General features: G+C 63.6%; 20 protein-coding genes. 13 read left to right on the top strand and 7 right to left on the bottom strand.

What is annotated here, in order from left to right:
• Positions 1-52: 52 nt before the first annotated feature.
• From LPW30_RS06215 to LPW30_RS06230, 4 genes are all read right to left on the bottom strand, one after another.
• Positions 53-853: an enoyl-CoA hydratase/isomerase family protein gene (locus LPW30_RS06215; RefSeq protein WP_239680341.1), complete on the bottom strand. Its 801-nt coding sequence runs from the start codon at positions 851-853 to the stop codon at positions 53-55.
• Positions 854-867: 14 nt separating this feature from the next.
• Positions 868-2,475, bottom strand: a complete 1,608-nt coding sequence (locus LPW30_RS06220; RefSeq protein ID WP_239680342.1) for a carboxyl transferase domain-containing protein — start codon at positions 2,473-2,475, stop codon at positions 868-870.
• Positions 2,476-2,529: 54 nt separating this feature from the next.
• A complete protein-coding gene (locus LPW30_RS06225; protein ID WP_025282901.1) occupies positions 2,530-3,696 on the bottom strand; it encodes an isovaleryl-CoA dehydrogenase in 1,167 nt (388 codons plus the stop codon).
• A 139-nt stretch (positions 3,697-3,835) separates the two neighbouring features.
• Positions 3,836-4,351, bottom strand: coding sequence for a MerR family transcriptional regulator (locus LPW30_RS06230; protein ID WP_025282902.1), 516 nt, complete (start codon positions 4,349-4,351; stop codon positions 3,836-3,838).
• Between the two features lie 413 nt (positions 4,352-4,764).
• Here LPW30_RS06230 and LPW30_RS06235 point away from each other — a divergent pair, with 413 nt between their 5' ends.
• From LPW30_RS06235 to LPW30_RS06285, 11 genes are all read left to right on the top strand, one after another.
• Positions 4,765-6,462 carry an AMP-binding protein gene (locus tag LPW30_RS06235; RefSeq protein ID WP_239680343.1) on the top strand — a complete coding sequence of 566 codons (1,698 nt, stop codon included), beginning with the start codon at positions 4,765-4,767 and terminating at the stop codon, positions 6,460-6,462.
• Positions 6,463-6,656: 194 nt separating this feature from the next.
• A complete protein-coding gene (locus tag LPW30_RS06240; RefSeq protein ID WP_025282904.1) occupies positions 6,657-7,460 on the top strand; it encodes an ABC transporter ATP-binding protein in 804 nt (267 codons plus the stop codon).
• Positions 7,450-9,429, top strand: a complete 1,980-nt coding sequence (locus LPW30_RS06245) for an AMP-dependent synthetase/ligase (RefSeq protein ID WP_025282905.1) — start codon at positions 7,450-7,452, stop codon at positions 9,427-9,429. The genes LPW30_RS06240 and LPW30_RS06245 overlap by 11 nt, the downstream gene beginning before the upstream one ends.
• Before the next feature lie 3 nt (positions 9,430-9,432).
• The gene (locus LPW30_RS06250) at positions 9,433-10,320 is read left to right on the top strand and encodes a branched-chain amino acid ABC transporter permease (RefSeq protein ID WP_035369072.1); all 888 of its coding nucleotides are present in this window, start codon (positions 9,433-9,435) and stop codon (positions 10,318-10,320) included.
• Positions 10,321-10,325: 5 nt separating this feature from the next.
• Positions 10,326-11,399, top strand: coding sequence for a branched-chain amino acid ABC transporter permease (locus LPW30_RS06255; RefSeq protein ID WP_025282907.1), 1,074 nt, complete (start codon positions 10,326-10,328; stop codon positions 11,397-11,399).
• 47 nt (positions 11,400-11,446) lie between these two features.
• Complete coding sequence (locus tag LPW30_RS06260; protein ID WP_239680344.1) at positions 11,447-12,694, top strand: ABC transporter substrate-binding protein; 1,248 nt, start codon at positions 11,447-11,449, stop codon at positions 12,692-12,694.
• Positions 12,695-12,767: 73 nt separating this feature from the next.
• The gene (locus tag LPW30_RS06265; RefSeq protein WP_239680345.1) at positions 12,768-13,604 is read left to right on the top strand and encodes an ABC transporter ATP-binding protein; all 837 of its coding nucleotides are present in this window, start codon (positions 12,768-12,770) and stop codon (positions 13,602-13,604) included.
• Between the two features lie 35 nt (positions 13,605-13,639).
• Complete coding sequence (locus LPW30_RS06270) at positions 13,640-14,461, top strand: universal stress protein (RefSeq protein WP_239680346.1); 822 nt, start codon at positions 13,640-13,642, stop codon at positions 14,459-14,461.
• A gap of 27 nt (positions 14,462-14,488) precedes the next feature.
• Complete coding sequence (locus tag LPW30_RS06275) at positions 14,489-15,238, top strand: electron transfer flavoprotein subunit beta/FixA family protein (RefSeq protein ID WP_025282911.1); 750 nt, start codon at positions 14,489-14,491, stop codon at positions 15,236-15,238.
• Position 15,239: 1 nt separating this feature from the next.
• A complete protein-coding gene (locus LPW30_RS06280) occupies positions 15,240-16,181 on the top strand; it encodes an electron transfer flavoprotein subunit alpha/FixB family protein (RefSeq protein WP_025282912.1) in 942 nt (313 codons plus the stop codon).
• Between the two features lie 21 nt (positions 16,182-16,202).
• Positions 16,203-17,840, top strand: a complete 1,638-nt coding sequence (locus LPW30_RS06285) for an electron transfer flavoprotein-ubiquinone oxidoreductase (protein WP_239680347.1) — start codon at positions 16,203-16,205, stop codon at positions 17,838-17,840.
• A 163-nt stretch (positions 17,841-18,003) separates the two neighbouring features.
• Here the strand turns inward: LPW30_RS06285 and LPW30_RS06290 are convergent, their stop codons facing one another.
• The 3 genes from LPW30_RS06290 to LPW30_RS06300 form a co-directional block, all read right to left on the bottom strand.
• Positions 18,004-18,756: an MBL fold metallo-hydrolase gene (locus tag LPW30_RS06290; protein ID WP_239680348.1), complete on the bottom strand. Its 753-nt coding sequence runs from the start codon at positions 18,754-18,756 to the stop codon at positions 18,004-18,006.
• A 276-nt stretch (positions 18,757-19,032) separates the two neighbouring features.
• Complete coding sequence (ilvD, locus tag LPW30_RS06295) at positions 19,033-20,724, bottom strand: dihydroxy-acid dehydratase (RefSeq protein ID WP_239680349.1); 1,692 nt, start codon at positions 20,722-20,724, stop codon at positions 19,033-19,035.
• A 116-nt stretch (positions 20,725-20,840) separates the two neighbouring features.
• Positions 20,841-23,486, bottom strand: a complete 2,646-nt coding sequence (locus LPW30_RS06300) for an AMP-binding protein (protein WP_239680350.1) — start codon at positions 23,484-23,486, stop codon at positions 20,841-20,843.
• A 189-nt stretch (positions 23,487-23,675) separates the two neighbouring features.
• Between LPW30_RS06300 and LPW30_RS06305 the strand changes: the two genes are divergently transcribed.
• Positions 23,676-24,134 (top strand): small multi-drug export protein, encoded by a 459-nt coding sequence (locus LPW30_RS06305; RefSeq protein WP_239680351.1) that lies wholly within the window; start codon positions 23,676-23,678, stop codon positions 24,132-24,134.
• Between the two features lie 127 nt (positions 24,135-24,261).
• Positions 24,262-24,789 (top strand): hypothetical protein, encoded by a 528-nt coding sequence (locus tag LPW30_RS06310; protein ID WP_128571966.1) that lies wholly within the window; start codon positions 24,262-24,264, stop codon positions 24,787-24,789.
• The last annotated feature ends 216 nt before the right edge of the window (positions 24,790-25,005 follow it).

Raw genomic sequence — 25,005 nt, forward strand, 5'->3', positions numbered from 1 at the left:
CTGTCAGGTGAATCGCATGGTGCCTCACATGGAGGCAATGAAAGGGGTCCACTCAAGCCGCACCGGGCATGGGCCAGACCGGCGAGCGCTTTTCAAGAAAGGCGCCCAGCCCCTCCTGGCCTTCCCCGCTGACGCGGATCCGGGCGATCCGGGTCGCGGTCTCCTCAAGCAGCCCGGCATCAATGGGTTGGCCTGCCACGTCCCGCACCAGGGCCTTGGCGGCGGACATGGCCTGGGGGCCGTTCTGGGTCAGCTGCTCCAGAAGTCGTGCCAGTATCTGGTCCAGGTCTGCCTCGTCCACGGCCACTTCATGCACCAGACCCATCTGCCGGGCACACTCCGCATCGAACAACTCCGCTGTGGTGAAGTAGCGCCGTGCCTGACGCTCGCCCATGGCCGCGATCACATAGGGGGAAATGGTGGCCGGGATGAGGCCCAGACGAACCTCCGAGAGGCAGAATCGGGCTCGGGGGGCCGCCAGGGCCACATCACAGGCCGCCACCAGGCCCACGCCACCCCCCATGGCGGCACCGTTGACGCATGCCACGGTGGGCTTGTCGAGCCGATAGAGGGTGTCCATCAGCTGTCCCAGGGCCAGGGCGTCGCGATGGTTTTCCTCTTCGCTGTAGTCGACCATGCGCTTCATCCAGTGGATGTCGGCGCCAGCGGAAAAGCTCTTGCCCGCCCCGGTGAGCACCACGGCCCTGACCGCCGGATCCTGCTCCAGCGTCACAAGGGTGCGGGTCAGTTCCCCAATCAGCGCATCGTCAAAGGCATTGTGACGATCCGGGCGGTTCAGGGTGATGGTGGCAACGCCGGCTTCGGCATGGACCAGCAACATATCGTTCGCCATGATCTTCCTCCAGGTCACATGCGGAAGAGCCCGAAACGGGTCTCCTCGATGGGGGCGTTGAGGCTGGCGGAAATGCCCAGCGCCAGCACCATGCGGGTGTCTGCGGGATCAATGACGCCGTCGTCCCAGAGGCGTGCCGTGGCATAGTAGGGGTGACCCTGGTGCTCGTACTGTGCGCGTATGGGGGCCTTGAAGGCTTCCTCTTCCTCGCTGGACCAGGCCTTGCCCTGGCGTTCCAGGGTGTCTCGCCTCACCTGCGCCATCACGCCCGCCGCCTGCTCGCCGCCCATCACCGAGATGCGGGCGTTGGGCCACATCCACAGGAAGCGCGGCGAATAGGCGCGTCCGCACATCCCGTAATTGCCGGCCCCGAAGCTGCCCCCGATGATGACGGTGAACTTGGGCACCCGGGCACAGGCCACCGCCGTGACCATCTTGGCCCCATCCTTGGCGATGCCACCGGACTCGTACCGGCGACCCACCATGAAGCCCGTGATGTTCTGCAGGAACACCAGGGGAATGCCGCGCTGGCTGCACATCTCGATGAAATGGGCCCCCTTGAGGGCGGATTCGGAGAAGAGGACGCCGTTGTTGGCCACGATACCCACCGGGTAGCCATGAATGTGGGCAAAGCCGCACACCAGGGTGGTGCCGTACAAGGCCTTGAATTCATCCAGTTCGGAGCCGTCGACGATGCGCGCGATGACTTCGCGGACATCGAAGGGTTTGCGGGTGTCGGTGGGGATGATGCCGCCCATTTCCTCCGGGCTGTAGCGCGGTGGCCGCGAGGGTCGCAGGTCCAGACTCACCTGCTTGTCACCATTGAGGCGACTGACGCAGCGACGGGCCAGGCCCAGGGCATGGGCATCATTGAGGGCGTAATGGTCAGCCACCCCGGAGACCTTGGCATGCACATCGGCACCCCCCAGTTCCTCGGCGGTGACCACCTCGCCGGTGGCCGCCTTCACCAGCGGCGGTCCGGCCAGGAAGATGGTGCCCTGTTCCTTGACGATGATGCTTTCCTCGGCCATGGCCGGCACGTAGGCGCCGCCTGCCGTGCAGGAGCCCATGACCACCGCGATCTGCGGGATGCCCTGGGACGACATGACCGCCTGATTGTAGAAGATGCGCCCAAAGTGATCCCGGTCCGGGAACACCTCGTCCTGGTTGGGCAGGTTGGCGCCGCCGGAGTCCACCAGATAGATGCAGGGCAGGCGGTTCTGCTGGGCGATTTCCTGTGCCCGCAGGTGTTTCTTGACGGTGATGGGATAGTAGGTGCCGCCCTTGACCGTCGCATCGTTGGCCACAATCATGCATTCGCGACCTGACACCCGGCCGATGCCGGCGATGACCCCCGCGGAGGGCACCTCGTCGTCGTACAGCCCGCAGGCGGCCAGCTGGGAGATCTCGAGGAAGGGGGAGCCGGGATCCAGCAGTACCCGTATGCGTTCCCGGGGCAGCAATTTGCCCCGGGACAGATGGCGTTCACGGGCCCCTTCACTGCCGCCGGCGCTGACCTGTGCCACACGCTGGCGCAGATCCTCCACCAGGGTCGACATGGCCGCCCGGTTGGCGGTGAACTCCTCGGATCTTGTGTTGATCTTGCTTTTGATGACGCTCATCGGTTTCCCTGCCCACCAGTTTGCTCATTGGGTGCCGGGCGCACTGGGACGGCCTCAGCGGGTTTCCTTGAACAGTTCCCGTCCGATCAGCATGCGCCGGATCTCGGAGGTGCCGGCTCCGATTTCGTAGAGCTTGGCATCACGCAGCAGTCGACCGGTGGGGTATTCATTGATGTAGCCGTTGCCCCCCAGGCACTGGATGGCCTCCAGGGCCATGGCGGTGGCCTTCTCGGCGGCAAACAGGATGGCCCCGGCCGCATCCTTGCGCGTGGTCTGCCCCCGGTCGCAGGCGCGACCGACGCTATAGACATAGGCCCGGGAGGCATTCAGGCCCACATACATGTCCGCCAGCTTGCCCTGCATCAACTGGAACTCCCCGATGGCCTGATTGAACTGCTTGCGTTCATGCACATAGGGCAGGACCACGTCCAGGCAGGCGGCCATGATGCCCAGTGGGCCAGCGGCTAGCACTGCGCGCTCATAGTCCAGGCCGGACATGAGCACCTTCACGCCTTCGCCCTCACGGCCCAGGATGTTCTCCGCGGGCACCTCGCAGTGGTCGAAAATCAGCTCGCAGGTGTTCGAGCCGCGCATGCCCAGCTTGTCCAGCTTCTGGGCGGTGGAGAACCCGGGGGTACCCTTTTCGACCAGAAAGGCCGTGATGCCCTTGGGGCCGGCGTCGGGATCGGTCTTGGCATAGACCACATAGGTGCTGGCCTCGGGGCCGTTGGTGATCCACATCTTGTTGCCGTTGAGCACGTAGCGATCACCTTCCCGCCGCGCCCGCAGACGCATGCCCACCACATCGGAGCCCGCGCCCGGTTCGGACATGGCCAGAGCGCCCACGTGCTCGCCGGTGATCAGCTTGGGCAGGTAGCGCTGCTTTTGTTCCTCGCTACCGTTGAGCTTGATCTGGTTGACGCAGAGGTTGGAGTGCGCGCCATAGGAGAGAGCCACCGACGCGGAGGCGCGGGAGATCTCCTCCATGGCGACCATGTGGGCCAGGTAGCCCATGCCACTGCCGCCGTATTCTTCGCTGACGGTGATCCCCAGCAACCCCATCTCGCCCAGCTTGGGCCACAGATCCTGAGGAAACTCGTTGTTCTGGTCGATTTCGGCCGCCCGTGGCGCGATTTCGGCGGCGGCAAATTCCGCGACTGCATCACGCAGCATGTTGATTTCATCGCCCAGGTCGAAGTCGAGGGTAGGGTGGTGGCTCATGGCGCGGTCCTTTCAATGGTTTTCCGGAAGCCTATATTCAGTTCACGTAAACGTCAATACAGTATTACGTTAACGTAAACGGCATTAATTGTCCGGGCGTGAAGGGTATGTCGGCAAGGCGCCATCCCTTGTGATGGCCTCAGGAGCCTGTCTTGAGTCTGGCCTCGCCGCCATCGGGCCTGTCGATGTCGCCGGGAGGCTCGGGGTTGGCCGTATCCGCTTTGCGGTCCTGTTTCGCCTTCTCCTGGGCTGAGAGTAACTGCTCGCAGTGAGCATAGGAGTGCTCCAGTTCCTTGAGGGTCTCTTCCAGGTCCTCCCGTTGACGGAGGAGATGCTCGCGCTTTTCGTCCAGCACCTTCAGGTAATAGCGCAGTTGCCGGGACTCCCCGTGGGCATCGTCGTAGAGGTCGAATGCCTCGCGCATCTCGCTCAGCGTGAATCCCAGTCGTTTGCCACGCAGGATCAACTTCAGGCGCGCACGATCCCGGCGGCGGTACAGGCGCTTGGTGCCCATGCGCAAGGGGGAGAGCAGGCCCTCATCCTCGTAGAAACGAATGGCGCGGGTGGTGATGCCGAACTCCCGGGCCAGTTCACCGATCGTGAACGTGGTGCCATGGGCATCGCTTTCCTTAAAGGCGGGCTGGGGTTGAGTCATGTATGAACCTCCGTCGGCTCTTGCCGGCCACTCCGGGGGAGGGGGGCTTGGGGAAATGCCGCAAACGTCAACGTCACTTCGGTGGGTCCGGAAAGGGGGGGATTCATCCGAAGTGCTTTCATTGTACGTGAAACCTGGGGCGGGTGAAGCGCTGCATGCTGCATTGCAGCGATCTTTTTTTATCGATCACGCCGGTCTCTCTGGCCGCTACCCATGGTTTTCCGTCATGCACCGGGATGGTGCGTTGTGAAGCGGTTGTCAGCGGCCTGGTGGAAAAGCCCGTACAGAATACAGCAAAAAAGGGTTGACGTGGACGTAAACGGTAACTAAATTGCCTATAACCTTATTACAGATAACCCCATAATCAGACCGGGATCAACCGGCGCCAAACCAAAGGCAGGAGGTCAGTCCTGATGTCAGGTCAGAGACTTAGTTATGTGTGCGGTGCGGGCACCGAGCCCTTGTGGGGCGTCACCGTGGGTGAGCAACTCCATCATCTGGCCACGGTATGGCCCGAGGGGCTGGCCCTGGTGGATTGCCAGCAAGGCAGGCGCTGGACATGGTCTGAACTGGATCAGCAGGTGGATGCGCTGGCCGCCGCCTATCTGGAGCTTGGGCTGGAGCCGGGCGATCGGGTGGCCATCTGGATGATGAACCGGAGCGAGTGGGCACTGGCCATGTTTGCCGCTGCGCGGATCGGCATGGTTTCCGTTAACGTAAACCCGGGTGCTCGCAAGGCGGAATTAGAGCGGTCCCTCAATCGGGTGCAAGCGCGCGCACTGATCATCCAGGACCAGTTCAAGAGCAGCGATTACCTGAAGATGGTGAACGAACTCTTCCCGGAGCTGGCCAGCGCGGGGGAAGGGGCGCTTCGTTGCGAGGCGGTACCGAGTCTTGAGCGGGTGATCCGGGTGGGGTCGGCGTCCACGCCCGGGATGATCAACTTCTCCGAGTTGCTGCGGGCGCCCAATGCCGACACCCTGGAGCGCGTGCGCTCCCTGAGCGCCCTGGTGGACTTTGATGCGCCGGCCAATATCCAGTTCAGCAATGCCATGGGCGGCGAGCCGGCCGGCACGACGCTGACCCACCACAACATCATCAATAATGGTCTGACGGTGGGTCGCACGCTTCGCCTGAGCGAAGAGGACCGCGTTTGCATCCCGGTGCCGCTGTTTCACTGCTTCGGTCTGGTGATGGGCAACATGGCCTGCCTGACCCATGGCAGTGCCATGATCTACCCCGGAGAAGCCTTCGAGCCACTGGACACCCTGCAAGCGGTGCAGAAGGAAGGGTGCACCGCTTTGTATGGTGTGCCGGCCATGTTCAAGGCCATGCTGGACCACGAGGAGTTTGCCGGCTTCGATCTGTCCACGCTGCGCACCGGCATCATGGCGGGGGCCCCGTGTCCGCCGGACACCATGGACCAGGTGATGAACCGCATGCACATGACCGAAGTGACCATCGGTTATGGCATGACCGAGTCTTCGCCCATCTCCTTCATGAGCGACGTGGACGATGCAGTCGAGCACCGACTGTCCACCGTGGGCACCATTCGACCGCATCAGGAAGCCAAGATCATCGACAGTGAGGGCCGCATCGTGCCGCTGGGCGAGGTGGGCGAGCTGTGCGTGCGTGGCTACAACGTCATGCGGGGCTACTGGGGCGATCCCGATCTGACCACTCGCGTCGTGGATACGGCACGCTGGCTGCACACCGGCGACCTGGCCCGGCTGGACGAGGCGGGCTATTGCCGGATCGTGGGCGGCGTCAAGGACGTGATCATTCGCGGGGGCGAGAACATCTATCCCCAGGAGATCGAGGATTATCTGCGTGGCCATCCGCGGGTTCGCGACGCGGTGGTGGTGGGCGTCCCGGACGAACGCTTGGGCGAGGTGGTCTGCGCCTGCGTGGAACTCCAGAGCGGTGAGGAAACGCTCACCGCACAAATGCTGCAGGACTACTGCCGCGAGCAGATCGCCCATTTCAAGATCCCGCGCTACGTGCGGTTTTACGCATCCTTCCCCAGCAGCACCGGGCGAGCACTCAAATTCATGCTGCGTGACGAGAGCCTGAAGGATCTTGGGCTTCGGGATCCTGGCGGGGGACATTGAGCCAGCGCCGGTCCCGGTGCGAGGCAGGGCATTCAGGAACCACAAGAACAACAGGGCGCGCATCGCCTCCGGGTGATGCGCGACGGAGGGGTGCGCGCCCCGCGTGCGTGACCCGACCTTGGGGACGGGAACAGCCACAACGGTGCGTTGGCTCGGCACGGGAAAACCACATCAGGTACTTGGAGGAACGAGGCATGACGAAAACGCAGGAAATCGTCGGCCAGCAGACCGTACTGGAATGCGAGGAGGTATGCCGTTGGTTCGGTGGCCTCCAGGCACTGAAAGGCATCTCCCTGACGGTGAGGGAGGGTGAGATCTTTGGCCTGGTGGGGCCGAATGGCTCGGGCAAGACAACGCTCGTCAATGCTGTCACCGGCTTCTATCCGCCCCAGCAGGGTTCGATTCGCTTTCTTGGCGAGCCCATCAACGGTTTGCGGCCTCATCGGATTGCCCAGAAGGGCATTGCCCGCACATTCCAGAACGTGGCCCTGTTCAAGGGGCTGAGCGTGCTGGACAACATCCTGCTGGGACGACACATCTTCATGCGTCCCAGCTCTCTGGCCTCACTGTTCTACTGGTGGTGGGCGCAGAAGGAGGAAGTGGCGCACCGGGTCAAGGTGGAGGAGGTCATCGACCTGCTGCAGCTGGAGAGCGTGCGTGACGAGCCCGTGGACGTGATCCCCCTGGGCATGCAAAAGCGCGTCGAACTGGCCCGGGCACTGTGCGCCGAGCCCCGCTTCCTGGTCCTGGACGAGCCCATGGCCGGCATGAACCAGGAAGAGAAGGAATACATGGTGCGCTTCATCCTGGATGCCCGCGATGCCATGGGCGTCACCATGCTTCTCATCGAGCACCACATGGATGTGGTCACCGCTATCTGCAATCGGGCGGTGGTGCTCAACAACGGGGAGAAGATCGCCGAGGGCCCCACTCGCGAGGCCATCAATGATCCTGCCGTGGTCGCGGCCTACATCGGGAAGACTCAAGATGCAGCCTGAGAGACAATACCGCGAAGATCCGCCTGTGGACGCCCTGCATCCAGACTGGCGGGAAGACGATCATCTGATCCAGTTGCTGGTTCACAACGCCCGGGAGCACGCGGGCGAAGTCGCCCTGCGTGAACGTCACCGAGGCATCTGGCACGAGTACACCTGGCAAGACTATCTGGATCATGTCATGAACCTGGCCGCCGGGCTGGAGGCCCGTGGGGTGCGCGCCGGCGACCGTATCCTGGTGGTGGGCGATAACCGACCGGCCCTCTACTTCGGCATGCTGGCCGCCGTGTGCCTCAAGGCCATTCCCTCGCCGGCCTACCCGGACACCAATCCCGCCGAGCTCCAGGGTCAGATGGAAGCGGAGGCCATCCGCTGTGCCCTGGTGGAGGATCAGGAGCAGGTGGACAAGCTGCTGTCCATCCGCGAGAGCGGCTACGACAATCTGCACCTGATCGTCTTCGACGACGACCGGGGCCTGAAGGGAGAAGAGCCCGAGGGGGCGGTGAGTGCCCTGGATCTGATGGCCCAGGGCCGGCAGGAAAGGGAGAACCGTCCGGGCCTGGACGAGGATCTGCAAAGCCGCGCATCGGTGCATGACATCGCCGTGCTGCTGCACTCATCGGGCACCACCGGCGCGCCGAAGGGCGTGCCGCTCAAGCATGGCCATATCCTCTCGGGGGTGCGCAATGCCTCGGCCGCGGGCTATTTCCGCGAGGGTGAGGTGCACATGGCCTACCTGCCCATGGCCTGGGTGGGAGACTTCATCTTCACCGTGGGGGCGGCGCTGGCACTGCGCTTTTGCGTCAACATCCCCGAGAAGCAGGAAACCGCGCTGCACGACCTGCGGGAGATCGCCCCGACACTGTACTTCAGCTCGCCACGGGCCTGGTCCAACATGCTCACCCGCATTCAGGTGGGCATCAATGAGTCCTCGCCGCTCAAGCGGCGTCTTTACCATCACTTCATGCCCTTTGCGGTGGAACTGGAGCGCCGCCGCCTGGAAGGCCAGGCCCCCGGGACCCTGGAGCGCTTCTGGCGCGGGGTGGGGGAAGTGCTCATCTACGGCCCCATCAAGGATCACCTGGGACTGAGCCGGGTGGAACGGCCCTACACGGCCGGCGAGGCCATTGGCGAGGACGTGTTCCTGTTCTTCCGGGCCCTGGGCCTGAATCTGCGCCAGTTCTATGGCCAGACGGAAAACTGCGCCCTGTGCGTGGCCCAGCCGCCGGACTCCATCAGTCTGCACACCGCCGGCAAGCCGTTCCCCGGCGTGGATCTCAAGATCAACAGGGATGGCGAGATCCTGGTGCGCGCCGACAACATCTTCGACGGGTATTTCAACAACCCCGATGCCACACAGGAAACCCTGCAGGATGGCTGGATGCACACCGGCGATGCAGGCTATCTGGAGGAAGACGGACAGTTGGTGGTGCTGGGCCGGGTTTCCGAGGTGGTGTACACCGAGGCGGGCCACCGGTTCATTCCCACCTATGTGGAAAACCGCCTCAAGTTCAGCCAGTACATCAAGGATGCCTGCATCCTGGGCCGGGAACGGGCGTTCCTGGCGGCCTTGATCGTGATCGACATGGAGGCCGTGGGGCACTGGGCCGAGGAGCATGGCGTTGCCTACACCTCCTTTGCCGACCTGTCCCAGAAGCCGGAAGTGTACGGCCTGATCAATGGCGAGGTGGCCCATGTCAACACCGTCCTGCCAGAGGGCCTGCAGATCCGCCGTTTCGTCAATTTGCACAAGGAGTTCGATCCCGACGATGGCGAAGTGACGCGCACCCGCAAGCTCAAGCGCAAGGTCATCGACCAGCATTACGCACCCATCATCGAGGCCCTGTACGACGGTCGACAAGCCATCGAGTACGAGGCCCGGATCAGCTATGAAACCGGCGCATCGGGGACGCTCAAGCGCCACCTGATGGTCTCTGACGTCACCCCGGCCCATGTTGCAGAGGAGGCTTAAGCAGTGGATATCCAGTTCCTGATCGAATTGATCATCAACGGCGCCCTGACCGGCCTGATGTACAGCCTGGTCGCCCTGGGCATCGTGCTGATCTACAAATCCTCCGGGGTTCCCAACCTGGCCCAGGGGGCCATGGTGATGATCGCCGCCTACCTCATCTGGATGTTCGCCCACCTGCTGGGCATACCGATCGTGTTTGCCATCCTGCTGGCCATCGTCGGCATGTTTCTGTTCGGCATGGTCACCGAGCGCCTGCTGCTGCGCAAGATGGTGGGGCAGCCCATCATCATGGTGGTCATGCTCACCCTGGGCCTGGAAAGCCTGCTGCGAGGCCTCGGCCCCGGCCTGCTGGGGGCCTCCCCCAAGAGCCTGGACCTGGGTCTGGACATGATGCCCATCATCGTCGGCGATGTGTTCATCAATCGGGAATACCTGGTGGGCGGAATCATTGGCGGCCTGATGGTGGCCGGCGCCCTGCTGTTCTTCCGCACCCGCATCGGCACGAAGCTGCGGGCGGTCTCCGATGATCACGTTTCCAGCTGGTCTGTGGGTATCTCTGTGGAACGGGCCGTGGCCATCTCCTGGGGTCTGGCCGGCATCTCTGCCGTGGCCGCGGGCGCCATGTGGGGATCGGTGCAGGGGGTGGACTGGACCCTGACCGCTTTGCTCTTTCCGGCGGTGGCGGTGGTCATCCTCGGGGGACTGGACAGCATCTACGGCGTGTTCGTGGCGGGGCTGATCGTCGGCATCCTCGGTAGCGTCATTCCCGGGTATGTGGATCCACTGGTGGGGGGCGGCACGCGTGATGTGGTGACCTCCCTGATCATCCTGCTGACCATCATTTTCCGCCCCCACGGCATCTTCGGCCGTGAAGATATCGAGAGGGTCTGAGCGCCATGTTCTATCGACTGTCCGGAATCAAGCATACGCGCTATGCCTCGTCGCGGGCCCTGTGGCCGGTGACCGCCGACCGCCGCATCATGCAGTTACTGGTGGCACTGGCACTGCTGGCACCGTTCTTCCTGTCCGATCTCTATCTCACCAGCTACATGCTGCCATGGCTGATCTGGACCGCGGCCGCCCTGTCGCTGACCCTGTTGATGGGCATGGCGGGGCAACTGCACTTCGGCTTTGCCGCCGTGCTGGCCATCGGCGCCTATACCAGCATCCATCTCACGCGCGCCGGTGTTCCCTTCGAGTTCGCCCTGCTGGGGGCGGGCCTGATGTCGGCCTTCATCGGCGTGATCTTCGGGGCCGCGGCGCTACGGGTGAAGGGGCTCTATCTGGTGATGGCCACCCTCGCCATGCAATACCTGGTGGAGTGGGTGATCATCAATGTGCCCGCCATCTCCGGGGGCGCCCAGGCCACTCTGAGCACCCCCGATGTCACCTTCCTGTTCATGCCCCTGCAGAGTGACGCCTCGCTCTACTACATGGCACTGTTGTGGACCGTGGTGGTGACCCTGCTGCTGCTCAACATCAAGCGCACCAGCTTTGGTCGGGCGCTGGTGGCGGTGCGGGACAAGGATTTCGCCGCGGCGGTGATCGGGGTGGATCCGGTGAGATACAAGCTGCTGGCCTTCTTTGCCGCCTCCTTCCTGGGGGGGGTCACCGGCGCCATCCTGGCCTTCTGCTACTACCAGGCGGTCACGCCCGAGCAGTTCGGCTTCAATGTCTCCATCCAGCTGGTGGCCATGGTGCTGGTGGGTGGCCTGGGCAGCGTCATCGGCGCGTATCTGGGGGCCGGCTTCGTGCTCCTGCTGCCCATTGTGCTCACCAATGTACTGGCCTTCCTGGCCACCTACGAGTGGATTCCCATCTCGTTCAATCTGATCGCTCACATTCCGCTGATGGTCTACGGGGCATTGATCATCGGTGTGTTGCTGTATGAGCCCCTGGGATTGGCCAAGATCTACGACAACCTGCGCAAGTACTTCGTGGTCTGGCCTTTCCGTCATACCCAGAGCTGATACCTCCCCGTGGGGAGGGCATAGAAAACCTTGGAGGAGTGTGCGTCATGAAACCATTCACCCGATGGCTGGCCGGCATGGCCGGAGCCGCGGCCCTGGGCCTGAGCGGCACCGCCCAGGCCGAGAAGGAGCCCATCAAGTTCGCGCTGTTGCAGGACTTTACCGCTGTCTACACCTTTGTGACCGATGAGTATCATCAGGGCCAGAGGGACTATCTGCGGCTCGTGAACGAGACCGGTGGCATCGAAGGCCACATGATCGAGACCATCGTGCGGGACACCGCCAACGAACCCCAGCGGGGCCTGGAGGCCTATAACCGCGCCCGTCGGGAAGGTGCGGTGCTGGTGGATTTCTTCAGTACGCCGGTGTCCCGTGCCGCGGTGAACCGGGTGCTGAGTGACGAGGTGGTGATGATCACCGCGTTGCACGGTCGTGGTGATGCCAGCGAAGGTGAAACCTTCCCCTTCGTCTTCCCGATGATGGCCACTTACTGGTCACAGGCCACGGTGCTGGCGGACTACATTGATCAGCACCAGGGAGGTCTTGAAGGCAAGCGGATCGCGCTGGTGCATATCGATTCTCCCTTTGGCCGCGAGCCCATCCCCGTGCTGCGTGATCTGGCCGAGAAGAAGGACTTTGAACTGCGTGCCTTCGCTTATCCCAGCCCCGGCACCGAACAGTCGGCCACCTGGTCCGATTTGCGTCGCTACCGGCCTGACCACGTGATCATCTGGGGCGCCGGTGGCGGCCAGCAGGTGTCGGTGCGTGAAGCCATCCGCAACGGTATCCGTCAGGAGAACATCCTCTCGGTGGTATGGCTGGCGGAGACGGATGCGCGCAACGTGGGCGGTAACCACATGAACGGCGTCAAGCGCTTCGAGGCCGTGGGCACGGGCACCGATCACCCGATCATCCAGGACATCATGGAACACGTGATCGAACCGGGCCGCGGCCAGGGTTCCGCGAACAATGTGGGCACCACCTATTACAACATCGGCGTTGCCACCATGGCAGTGGCCGTGGAGGCCGCGCGCCTGGCCATGCAGGAGTTCGGGGCACCGCTGACCGGTGAGAAACTGCGTGATGGCTTCCGCATGATCGAGAACTTCGATGCCAGAGGCATGATGCCGCCCATCACCATCACCGCCGGCGATCATCAGGGGGGTGGTTACGGCCGCGTGTCCGCCTGGAATGGGGAGGCCTGGGAACCGCTGACCGACTGGTACGCAGCTCACCAGGATATCGTCTGGGAAGAGATCGAGAAGGACGCCGCCGGCTTCCGCGAAGGCCGCTGAGTCCCCATGTCGCCGGGGCGGACAAGCGCCCCGGCGGCCCGACGGGTATCCATGACAGGAAAGGGGTGATCCCATGCAGAATACTGCCAGTCAAACCGTGCCGGTTGCCGACGCCGGCCAGCCTCTGCTCGAACTGGCCAACGTGGAAGTGATCTACGACAAGGTCTTCCTGGCCATCAAGGGCGTCTCACTGAAGATCCACAAGGGGCAGATGATCGCCCTTCTGGGCAGCAACGGCGCCGGCAAGAGCACCACCCTCAAGGCCATCAGTGGCCTGCTGGCCCCGGAGCGTGGCCTGGTGACCCGGGGCGCACTCACCTTCCAGGGTCGGGACATGCTGCCGCTGTCGCCGCCAAAACGGGTGGCCAGCGGCCTGGTGCACGTCCTTGAGGGACGGCGCATCTTCGAGCACCTGTCACCGGAGGACAACCTGCTGGCCGCCTATGCCACCCGCGGCAGCCGCCAGCGCTATCAGGAACTCAAGGAGCGGGTCTTCAATTACTTTCCCCGGCTCAAGGAACGGGCACGCACCAAGGCCGGCTACCTGTCGGGCGGCGAGCAGCAGATGCTCGCCATCGGCCGTGCCCTGATGACGGAGCCTGAACTGATCATGCTGGACGAGCCCAGCCTGGGCCTCTCGCCGCTACTGGTGCAGGAGATCTTCCAGATCATCCGTGAGATCAACAAGGAGCAGGGGGTCAGCGTGCTGCTGGTGGAACAGAACGCCGCGGCCGCCCTGGAGGTGGTGGATTACGCCTACCTGCTGGAGAACGGCCACGTGGTGATGAGCGCCGATGCCGCCGTCATGCGGGAGAACCCCGATGTACAGGAGTTCTACCTGGGCGGTTCCGGCAAGGTGGATTACCTCAACGTCAAACATTACCGGCGTCGCAAGCGCTGGCTTGCCTGATGCCGGATTCGATTGCTGCTATCAAGGAGTGCGCCATGTCCGCCACTGTTACCATTCCCCTGGATTCCTCCGCCCGTTCCCAGGCGGCCCTCAAGCCCGGCCTCTCCCTGGCCGGTCAGCTGGGTGCCCGCGTCCGGCTGGTTTCGGTGGTGCCCCGCGAGACGGACAGCACCGAACGCAAGGCCTTGCTGCAGAGCATTCTGGCCGCCCGTGGGCTCAACGATGCCCAGGTGGAAGTCGTCGTCCACGGTTCGGTGACCGACGGGCTGATGCAGGCCATGAGCACCGAGCCGGACAGCCCCCTGGTCATGTCCACACATGCCCGGGGGGCCGTTGGCGAGGCGGTGGTGGGCAGTGTCGCCGGGCATGTGCTGCGTCAGTCGCGTCGCCCGGTCCTGCTGGCCGGCCCGGATCTGTCCGAGGAGTGGACGGGCCCCATCCGCACGGTGTTGATTTGCCTGGATGGATCCGCCCTCTCCGAGGCCGTGTTGCCGCCGGCGGTGGCCTTTGCACGCTCGATCGGCGCGGATGTGCGCCTGATCCAGGTGCTCAAACCCAGCTTTGGTCACGGTGGCCCCGGGGCGGACTCGGGGGAATGGGTCTACCTGCGCCGCATGGCGGACCACATGCCGGAAAAATACGGCGTCCAGGCCAACTGGGACGTGCTCCACGGCAAGGACGTTGCCCGGGCCGTGGTGGAGTACTCGGCACTGATACAGGGGGCGGTGATCGCCATGACCACCCACGGGCGCACGGGGCTGCAGCGCGTGATCATGGGCAGCTTTGCCCGTGAGGTGGTGCACTCGGCCCGTTCGCCGGTGCTGGTGCTGCGCCCCGACGAAAACGGTAACGCCTGACATATCTTTCTTATTGAGGAGTGGCCCATGAAGGTACTCGTACCGGTCAAGCGCGTGGTGGATTACACCGTTCGGGTGCGCCCACGCTCCGATGGCAGCGGTGTGGACATTGCCAACCTGAAGATGTCCATGAACCCCTTCGACGAAATCGCCATGGAGGAGGCGGTGCGGCTTCGCGAGGCCGGCGTGGCCACCGAGGTGGTGGCAGTCAGCATCGGCCCGGCCGCGGCCCAGGACACACTGCGCACGGCCCTGGCATTCGGCGCCGACCGGGCGCTGCTGCTGGAAACGGAGGAAAGCCTGGCGCCGGTGGTGATCAGTCGCGCCCTGGCTGCCGTGGTGGGGGAAGAGTCCCCCGATCTCGTGCTGATGGGTAAGCAGGCCATCGATGATGACTGCAACCAGACGGCGCAGATGCTCGCTGCACGTGTGGGCTGGGGGCAGGGTACCTTCGCCTGTCGGCTGGAGATGGGCGACGGCGAGGTGATCGTCACCCGGGAAGTGGATGGAGGCACCCGCACCGTGGCCCTGGGGCTGCCGGCGGTGGTGAGCACTGATCTGCGACTCAACGAGCCTCGCTATCTCAAGCTCCCCAATATCATGAAGGCAAAGAAAAAACCCCTGGATCGCCGTCCCCTGGACAGCCTCGGGGTGGATACCCGCAGCGGCATCCGCATGGTCAGCGTGGCCGAACCGCCCGCGCGCAAGCCGGGTGTGCGCGTCGCCGACGTGGGGGAATTGCTGGACAAGCTCAAGAATGAAGCACAGGTGATCTGACATGACAGTGCTGGTAGTGGCGGAACATGATCATCGACATCTGGCCGATGTCACCCGCAGGACGGTGAGTGCTGCGCTTGCCCTGGGTGATGCCGTGGATGTCCTGGTGGCCGGGCAGGACTGCCAGGCCGTGGGTGAAGCGGCGGCGGCACTGGAGGGTGTGAGCCGTGTACTGCTCTGTGACGACCCGACCTATGCTCACCAGCTGGCCGAACCCCTGGCTGAGCTGGTCATCTCGCTGGCCTCTGACTACTCGGCAGTACTGGCCGCGGCCACCACCCAAGGCAAGGACTTCATGCCCCGGGTGGCGGCCCGTCTGGATGTAGCCCAGGTGTCGGACATCACCGGAATCGAGGGTCCGACCACCTTCGAGCGGCCCATCTATGCCGGCAATGTCATGGCGCGGGTGATTTGCGAGGATCCGATCAGGGTCATCACGGTACGTCCCACGGCCTTTGACCCGGTGGGCGAGGGCGGCTCGGCGTCGATCGAGACGGTGCCGGCGGCCCAGGATCCGGGGCTGTCACGCTTCGTGGAGGAATCGCTCACCGAGTCGGAACGCCCGGAACTGGGGGCGGCCAGGGTGGTGGTCTCCGGTGGGCGCGGTGTTGGCAGTGCCGAGGGCTTCCAGCTGCTGGAGTCCCTGGCCGACGAGCTCAATGCTGCCATCGGCGCCTCCCGTGCGGCCGTGGATGCCGGGTTCGTGCCCAACGACTACCAGGTGGGGCAGACCGGCAAGGTGGTTGCGCCCGAGCTGTACATCGCCGTGGGGATCTCCGGAGCCATCCAGCATTGGGCCGGCATGAAGGACAGCAAGGTGGTGGTGGCCATCAACCGTGACGAGGAGGCCCCCATGGTCCAGATGGCCGACTACGCCCTGGTGGGTGACCTGTTCGAGGTGCTGCCCGCCCTGCGGGACGGGCTTCGCGCCCTCAAATCCTGAACCCAACGCCGGAGGTGCCCTGTGGAACGTGAGAGCATGGAATTCGACGTGGTCATCGTTGGTGCCGGTCCAGCCGGGCTGGCGGCGGCCATCCGTCTGCGTCAGCAGGCCAAGCAGACAGGACAGGATCTGTCAGTCTGTGTGCTGGAAAAGGGCTCCGAGGTGGGTGCCCATATCCTCTCGGGCGCGGTGTTCGCGCCCCGGGCCCTGCATGAACTGCTGCCGGACTGGCGAGAACGGGGCGCCCCCCTGAACACCGCCGTCAGCGAGGACCAGTTCCTGCTGCTGACCCAGGGCCGTGCCCTGCGACTGCCCACGCCACCACAGATGCACAACCAGGGTAATTACATCATCAGCCTGGGCAATCTCTGTCGCTGGCTGGCGGAACAGGCCGAGGCCCTGGGCGTGGAAGTGCTGCCCGGATTTCCGGCAGCCGAGGTGCTCCATGACGAGCAGGGGGCGGTCAAGGGCGTGGCCACCGCGGACATGGGCCGCAACCCGGATGGCAGCGAGGGCCCACGCTTCGAGCCCGGCGTGGAACTCCATGCCCGCCAGACGCTTTTTTGCGAGGGCTGTCATGGCTCCCTGACCAAGACGCTCATCGACCGCTTCCGTCTGCGCGAAGGGGTGGGACCACAGACCTACGGACTGGGCATCAAGGAAGTCTGGGAAGTGGACCCGACCCGGCACCGGCCTGGTCAGGTGATCCACTCCGTGGGCTGGCCACTGGATACCCGCACCTATGGCGGCGGGTTTCTTTACCATCTGGAGGACAATCGGGTGGCGGTGGGCTTCATTGTGGGGCTGGACTACGAAAATCCCTACCTGAGCCCCTTCGAGGAAATGCAGCGCTTCAAGACCCATCCGGCCATCCGGCCCGAATTCGAAGGTGGCAAACGCATCGCCTATGGGGCCCGGGCGCTGGTGGAGGGGGGGCTGCAGGGCCTGCCGAAACTCAGCTTCCCCGGCGGCCTGCTGGTGGGGGACACGGCGGGCTTTCTCGACGTGCCACGCATCAAGGGCAGCGACAATGCCATGAAGAGTGGCATCACGGCGGCAGAGACCGTTTTCGATCTGCTGACCTCGTCACCGGCCGGCGGTGCCGAAGCCAGCGATTTCCGTAGCCGCCTCGACAATACCTGGGTGATCCGGGAACTCCACCGAGCCCGTAACATCCGCCCCGGTTTTCGCTGGGGTCTCTGGGCTGGACTGGCCCACGCGGCGGTGGATACCTATGTCTTTCGTGGTCGCGCTCCCTGGACCCTGCGCCATCACGCCGACCATGAGCGCCTGCGTCCCGCCAGGGATTGCCAGCCCATCGATTATCCCCGTCCTGATGGGGCCATCACCTTCGACCGCCTCTCTTCGGTTTTTCTTTCCAACACGAACCACGAAGAGGGTCAACCGATCCACCTCAAGCTGAGAGACGAAAATCGGCCTACTGCTCTGAATCTCCCGGTTTACGCGGGGCCGGAAGCCCGCTATTGCCCCGCGGGCGTATATGAATATGTGGAGACCGGGGATGCCAATGGGTCGCGTCTGCAGATCAACGCCCAGAACTGCGTGCACTGCAAGACCTGTGATATCAAGGATCCGGACCAGAATATCGACTGGGTGGTGCCTCAAGGTGGAGATGGACCCAACTATCCTGGCATGTGAGACAGTGCCAAGCACCGCACCCAACCCTGCCGTTTTGCTGACCAAGCCGTGCTCAAGGCCTCCAGGCAGCTAGGGGGGCGGTATTTCTTTGATCGCCGGACTTCACCCTAGCTCGACGCGCTGATCGGGTTGCCTGCTGCGGAACAAGGTTTCTTGTTCCGCACTACCCCTGCCGACTCGCCTCGCACAAGCCGCGCATCTCTTCGGGTACGTTGTCCGGGCAGGCGCCGCATTGTTCGTTGCCGGGGACCGCGAAATCGATCTTGCGGGGGTAGGGCAGGTCCATGTCGTGCATGATCTTCACGAACTCGGCCTCGCTGCGGCCTTTCCCCAGGCGGGGGTTGCGCAGCTTTTCCTGGCCGATGGTGGTGATGCGCCGTTCCTCGTAATCGTGGGCGGGGTAGACCAGGGTTTCGTCAGGCAGGCTGAAGAATTTGTCCTGGATGCTGTGGTAGAGCACGTGGGCGTCGCCGGACTGAAAATCGGTGCGTCCGCAGCTCTCGATCAGCAGGGCATCGCCCGAGAACAGCAGCTTGAGACCGTGGTGATCCAGCAGGTAGGCGTGGTGGGTGTCGGTGTGCCCGGGGGTGAACAGCGGGTTCAGGGTGATGCTGCCCAGCTTGAATGGCTCGCCCTCGCGCAGACCTACATCACGGCAGGGGATTTCGTCCAGCGCCGGCCCCGCGATCTGGCAGCCGGTGGCTTGCTTGAGGCGCTGCGCCCCGGTGATGTGGTCCGCGTGGATATGGGTTTCCACCGCAAAATCCAGGGTCAGTCCCATGGACTGCAGCACTTCCAGATCCCTGTCCACGGTTTCCATCACGGGATCGATCAGCGCCGTGACCCCGGTATCGGGGCAGGCCAGCAGGTAGGTGAAAGTGGAAGAGTCCGGTTCAAAGAGCTGTCGGAAGTGCATGGGAGAATCCTCATGATGGGGAACAAGCCACGCAGGCAGTCTCAACGTTGCGGGAGCCTGCGGGCTCGGGTCAAGTGCTGCTTTCGTTCGCGCCCAGCGCCGCCACTTCGTCTGTATCGAAGCCGGGATCCCGGACTCCATCACCCTGGACGAAGTCTCCCTGGCCAGGCTTCTTTCGGGCCAGATCCGTGGCCTCTTCCGTCCACTTCCCGTGTGGTGACTTCCAGATAGACCCCATCCGGCAGGCAGATGGCTGGCTGCGTCAACGCATTCGCCTTAGATTTCCAGATCCCGGTCGGTCACGGCGCCTTGGCTGGCCGAGGAAACCAGCTTGGCATACTTTGCCAGCACGCCGCGCCGGTAACGTGGTTCGGGCTTTCGCCACCGTTGCCGGCGCTTGGCCAGCTCAGCATCAGGGACATTAAGTTGCAGCAGGTTCTGCTCAGCATCAATGGTGATGGTGTCGCCTTCCTCGACCAGGCCGATGGTGCCCCCTACATAGGCCTCCGGTGCCACATGGCCCACCACCATGCCGTAGGTTCCACCGGAAAAGCGCCCGTCGGTGATCAGGCCCACCTCATCGCCCAGGCCGGCGCCGATGATGGCCGAGGTGGGAGAGAGCATCTCACGCATTCCCGGGCCCCCCTTGGGCCCCTCGTACCGGATGACCAGGATGTCGCCGGACCTGATTTTGTCATTGACGATGGCCTCCATGGACTCCTCTTCGGAGTTGAAAACCCGCGCAGGACCGGTGATGGCGGTCTTTTTCAGCCCCGTGATCTTTGCCACGGCACCTTCTTCGGCCAGGTTGCCCTTGAGCACGGCCAGATGACCCTGACTGTATAGCGGCGTATCAATGGGGCGGATGATGTCCTGATGTGCCGGCGGTGTCGCGGGGACCGTTGCCAGGGTTTCGGCCAGGGTCTGGCCGGTGATGGTGAGGCAGTCACCGTGAATCAGCCCGGCCTCCAGCAACATCTTCATGACCACGGGCGTGCCCCCCACGGCGTGGAACTGGCTGGTAACGTATGTACCTGAGGGCTTGAGGTCGCATAGCACCGGCACCTTGCGGCGGATCACTTCGACGTCGTCGATGGAGAAGTCCACTTCTGCTGCATTGGCAATGGCCAGCAGATGCAGGACGGCATTGGTGGAACCGCCCTGGGCCATGGTCACGGCAAAGGCGTTCTCGAAAGCCTTTCGGGTCATGATGTGTCGGGGTCTGCGATCCGCCTTGATGGCTTCGAGCAACACCTGGGCGGAACGCGCGGCGGAATCGCCCTTCTCCTTGTCCTCCGCGGACTGGGTGGAGGAACCCAGGAGGCTCATGCCCATGGCCTCGAAGGCGCTGGACATGGTGTTGGCGGTGTACATGCCGCCACAGGAGCCCGCCCCGGGGCATGCATTTTTCTCCACCCCTAGCAGATCCGCATCGCTCAGGTTACCCGCGGCGTACTGGCCCACCGCTTCAAAAACACTGACGATGGTCAGGTCCTGGCCCTTGTACTTGCCCGGCTTGATGGTGCCACCGTAGACGAAAATGCCCGGGACGTTGATGCGGGCCAGGGCGATCATGGCGCCCGGCATGTTCTTGTCGCAGCCGCCGGTGGCGAGGATGCCATCCATGCTCTGCCCCTGGACCACCGTCTCGATGGCGTCGGCGATCACCTCTCGAGACACCAGCGAATACTTCATCCCCTCTGTGCCCATGGAGATGCCATCGGAGATGGTGATGGTGCCAAACTGCTGCGGCATGGCGCCGGCGGCGCGCAGGGCCTCGTCGGCCCGCTGCGCCAGGGCATCGATACCGATGTTGCAGGGAGTAATGGTGCTATGGGCGTTGCCCACACCGACAATGGGCTTGTCGAAATCCCCATCCTCAAAGCCGACCGCCCGCAACATGGCCCGATTGGGGGCGCGCTGAAAGCCTTCGGTGACCGCTTTGCTTCGTCTATTGTTTGCCATCATGGTTGCCCTTGGGGATGCCCGGATCAGGCCCTGCATCAACTCAGGAATGGACTCACGATATTACGGATTCGGTGCACTGAAAAGTGAGTGACTGGCCTGGCCGCGCTTCCTTTTTGTCAACGCGTGTCGCCGGGTTCGCCCAGGGCGGCCACCGCATCCTGAAGGTGCCGGGCAATCTCCCGAGGTTCGCTGCCCAGGCTGCCGGGTTCCAGCGGCTCACCGATGACGATGCGCAACCGTCCCGGTCGGGGCCAGCGCCGCCCGGGGGGTAACGCCTTGCCTGTGCCTTCGATGTGCACGGGAATCACCGGTGCTGGTCGCGCCAGCAGCAGACTGCCGATCCCGGGCCGAAAAGGTTGCAACCGACCATCTCGGGAACGGCGTCCCTCCGGAAACCAAACCAGGCTATGCCCGCGCTCAAGAGAGGTGACCGCCAATGCCAGACTGCGTCGAGGGGATCTCCCCGGGTCGATGGGCAGGATCCCGACGATCCGACTGAAGGTCCGGGCGAGACGGCTGGAGAACATCATCCCGGTCCATCCGGCCCAATACAACGTGCGTATCTGCCGCCAGGTGAGAACCCGGGTGAGCACCAGCGGATCCAGGGCACTCAGGTGTCGCGGGGCCAGCACGTAAGGGCCTCCTTGACGGGGGATGCGCCCCTCCACCTCCAGACGATACAGGAGCCGGATTCCCAATCGAGTGATGCCCAGCAGAATCAGGCCGATGAACTGGCGTATGGATCCGCGAGGTGCCAGCCAGCGCCGCGCCGCGTCGTCCAGGTGTTGCTCGGGGTCTTTGAGGGCGGTTTGCAGATCCTGCTCGTCACCCTGCTCGGCTTCGCCGGCCGCAGCCACCTCACGTAGCAGATCCCGTACGCTCTGTACCCGTGAGATGGCCTCATCCTCCATTTCCACGCCGATGCGGTCACGCAGCGCCAGGGTTAAATCCACCCAGGCCAGGGAGTCCAGCCCCAGGTCCTGGTACAGGCCGCTGTCCGGCGTGAGCCGCCGGTCATGGAAACGCTCGGCCAGATACTGCCAGGCCTTCTCCACGCTGGGATCCGACAGCAATTGCTGATCCTCCGGGCCCATGGCCTCGGGATCAATCGGCTTGGCTTCACCCTTTGGGGCTGCGCCCTCGCCCAGGTCCTCGAAGCGTTCTTCCAGCTTGTGGCGACGCAGCTTACCCAGCCGTGTGCGGGGCAGGGGATCGAGGCTGATCTTCAATGTGCCGGGACGGTGGTGAGTGGGTAGATCCTGAGTGGCCGTTTCCATGGCGCTCTTGAGGCGTTTGTTGAGTTCATCCCCCTCGACTTCGCGCAGGAGTTCCGGTTCGGGCACCACCACCGCTGCCAGGCGGTCGTCATGGGCCAGCACCCCTGCTTCACGGATCTCAGGGGCCTTCTCCATCTGTTTTTCCACTTTCTCGGGATCCACGTTCTCGCCTCCGGAGAGCAGGATCATGGCCGAAGTGCGGCCTCCCAAGTGGAGAAAACCGTCTTCATCAATCCAGCCGGTGTCACCGGTGCGGAACCATCCATCATCGTCCAGCACCTCCCGGCTCTTCTCGGGCAGGTTGAGATAACCGGCAAACACATTCGGTCCACGGGCCATCACCTCGCCGGCATCCTCCTGGCCATCAATGGCCAGTTCCACCCCGGGCAGCGGCAGTCCGGCGCTTTCCAGACGAACCCGATCCGGTGGGTTATAGGTGAGGATCGGCGCCGTCTCGCTCAGCCCGTAACCCGTGGCCACCTCCCATCCCAGCGCCTGCAAGCGACGCCCGAGTCCCGGATCCAGGGCCGCTCCCCCGGCAACCACCAGACGTAGCCGCGGTGCCATGCGCCGATGCAGGCCGGCGAACAGGCGTCGCCCCAGACGCCATCCCGGCCCCCGGCGGGCCATCATGGAAACCCTTAGCATGCCGTGAAAGAGTCGGGCTGCGGTACGGCCGCGCCCGGTCACCCTTTGTTCCAGAGCAGTCCAGATGGCCTCGTAGAGCCTGGGCACACCGAGCATCACCGTGGCTTCACCGTCACGCAGGGCACGGACAATCTGCGGCCCTACCAGTGAATATGGAATGATCAGCGGTGCCCCCAGGGTGAGGGGGGTGAGAATCCCCACAGTAAAGGGATAGACATGATGAAAGGGCAGGGGGACCAGTACCCGATCCCGATCGTCTGCCAGGGACTGGTCGCACAGGGCCTGCACGTTGGTGGCCAGGTTGGCATGGGACAGGGGCACCCCCTTGGGTGGCCCCGTGGTGCCTGAGGTGTAGAAGATGGCTGCAGTGTCCTGGCTGCTCGCCCGGGCCGGCGCAGGACTGTCGGCCACGAGGTTCCGCCAGGAACGGTCATCGGTGGTGTCCTTGTCCAGAAGCCAAACGTCAGCCTCAATCTGTTTCGGCAACCGGGAAAGCAGCTTGTCAGTGGTCAGGATCGTGCCTGGCCGGCAGTCGTTGAGGGCATGGGCCAGGTCCTCGCCCGGCATTTGAGTGTCCAGGGGAACGAGTACGCCCCCCGCCCGCATGACACCCAACGCCACCGCTACCCAAGGGGCGCTATTGGGTGCCATCAGGGCCACTCGATCACCGGTCTTCAGGCCGGCGGCGGTCAGACCTGCCGACAGCCTGCCAGCCATGTCCAGCAACTCTTCACGCCGCCAGCTGCGGGATCCATCGCGAGTCATCTCCAACAGCGCTTCCCGGGCTGCTGGTAATTCGCGGGACCCGAGCAACGCGTTGATATCGGATGCTGTCATGATCGCTGGCCTCCGTTTTCAGACGGAAAGGGGCACCGTTTGTCCGGCTATATGGAGTGTGGACCCGACCTCCAGGTGTTGCAATGCAGAACGGGCAAAGAGGCCGGGCCATTGAGATCGCGGGGGCGTCCGGTTTCGTCTACACTGCGTGCCCCTTATCCGTTTCCCCCGTGCATTCCTGATCACCCCATGCCCGATCTTCTTTGGCAATATTCCCTGGTTTTTCTTGCTGCAGCCACGCCCTGGCTCGAGATCATGGTCGTGATCCCGGTGGCCGTCGGTTTCGGGTTGTCTCCGGTGCCGGTGACGATCGTGAGTTTCGTTGGCAACGCCCTGCCAGTGTTCGGCATCATCGCCCTGTTCCGCTGGTGGGAGGGGCGCCGGGGACCCATTCAAAGGCGCTGGAGCCCAAGGGCGCAGCGTGTGTGGGACCGCTATGGTCTGCCAGGGGTCGCATTTGCGGGCCCGGTGCTCACTGGTATCCACCTGGCGGCGGTCATGGCGCTGGCCATGCATGCGGACCGACGTTTGACCGTGGTCTGGATGACCCTCAGTCTCGCAGTCTGGTCGTTGATTACCCTGGTGGCTACGGTGGTGGGATTCGAAAGCATGGGGTGGCTTCTGGGCGGTCAGCAGCCACAGCCCTGAGCTTGTCGGGTGAACCTCACGCGGAGTGTGAGTATTTTTCGCGCGCTGAGGCCATTGCTATCCTCCACCTCGTGCAGACCAGGATGAGGGGGATGTCATGGCCAGGCAAGACGTCGCGTTACCTACCATGCAAAGCGATTCTGAAGGAACGCTATGGCCTTCCTCCCGCTACTACCGTTTGGTGGAGGATCTAAGATCCCGGATCGGCCAAAGTCTGTATGTGTCTTTTGTGTCCTTCAATGGGGCCTTCCGCAAGGAAGGTCAGCCCTACCGGCTGCTGGACATCATTTCTTATCCCGCGCCCCGGGCGCATCCTCATCCCCCCAAACGCGCCTATCCCCATTTGCTGGTGCTGGAGTCCGTGCCTTCGGAAGGGCAAACGGATATCCAATGGCGCAGTGGTTCGTTTCACGGCGGCGCAGTCAACCTGGCACACCTCGGGAGCATCAGTACCCGCCCCTTTCCCAGGGATCGATCCGAGTTCGTATATGCAAACCTGGATTTGCTCAGCGCCTACTATGCTCGACCGGCATCGGACCTGCTCGAGCGGGGTATCGTGCCGGCCGAGGTCTGCGTTGTATCGCCATTGGAGAAAAAGCTTGACCTGGCCAGCCCTCACTCCTTGGGCAAAGCTGCGCTTTACTCACCGCGATGACTTAGGCGCCGAAAGACGCGATCGCATTTCATTGCGTTATGTCAATACTCTGCTATCTTCCGTTTGACGCGTTATGTTGAATTCTGGCGACGGGAGGGTGGGTTATGAGGCGCAGAACTGAGGGCTTGAGCAAGCAACGTTTTTTTCTCCACGCACCCCGGGTGCTCCCGGTGGCCGTGACGCTGGCGCTGGTCGGAGCAACCGCACCGGTTGTGG

It is taken from the genome of Ectothiorhodospira variabilis (assembly GCF_022227625.1).
GTDB classification, from domain to species: domain Bacteria; phylum Pseudomonadota; class Gammaproteobacteria; order Ectothiorhodospirales; family Ectothiorhodospiraceae; genus Ectothiorhodospira; species Ectothiorhodospira haloalkaliphila.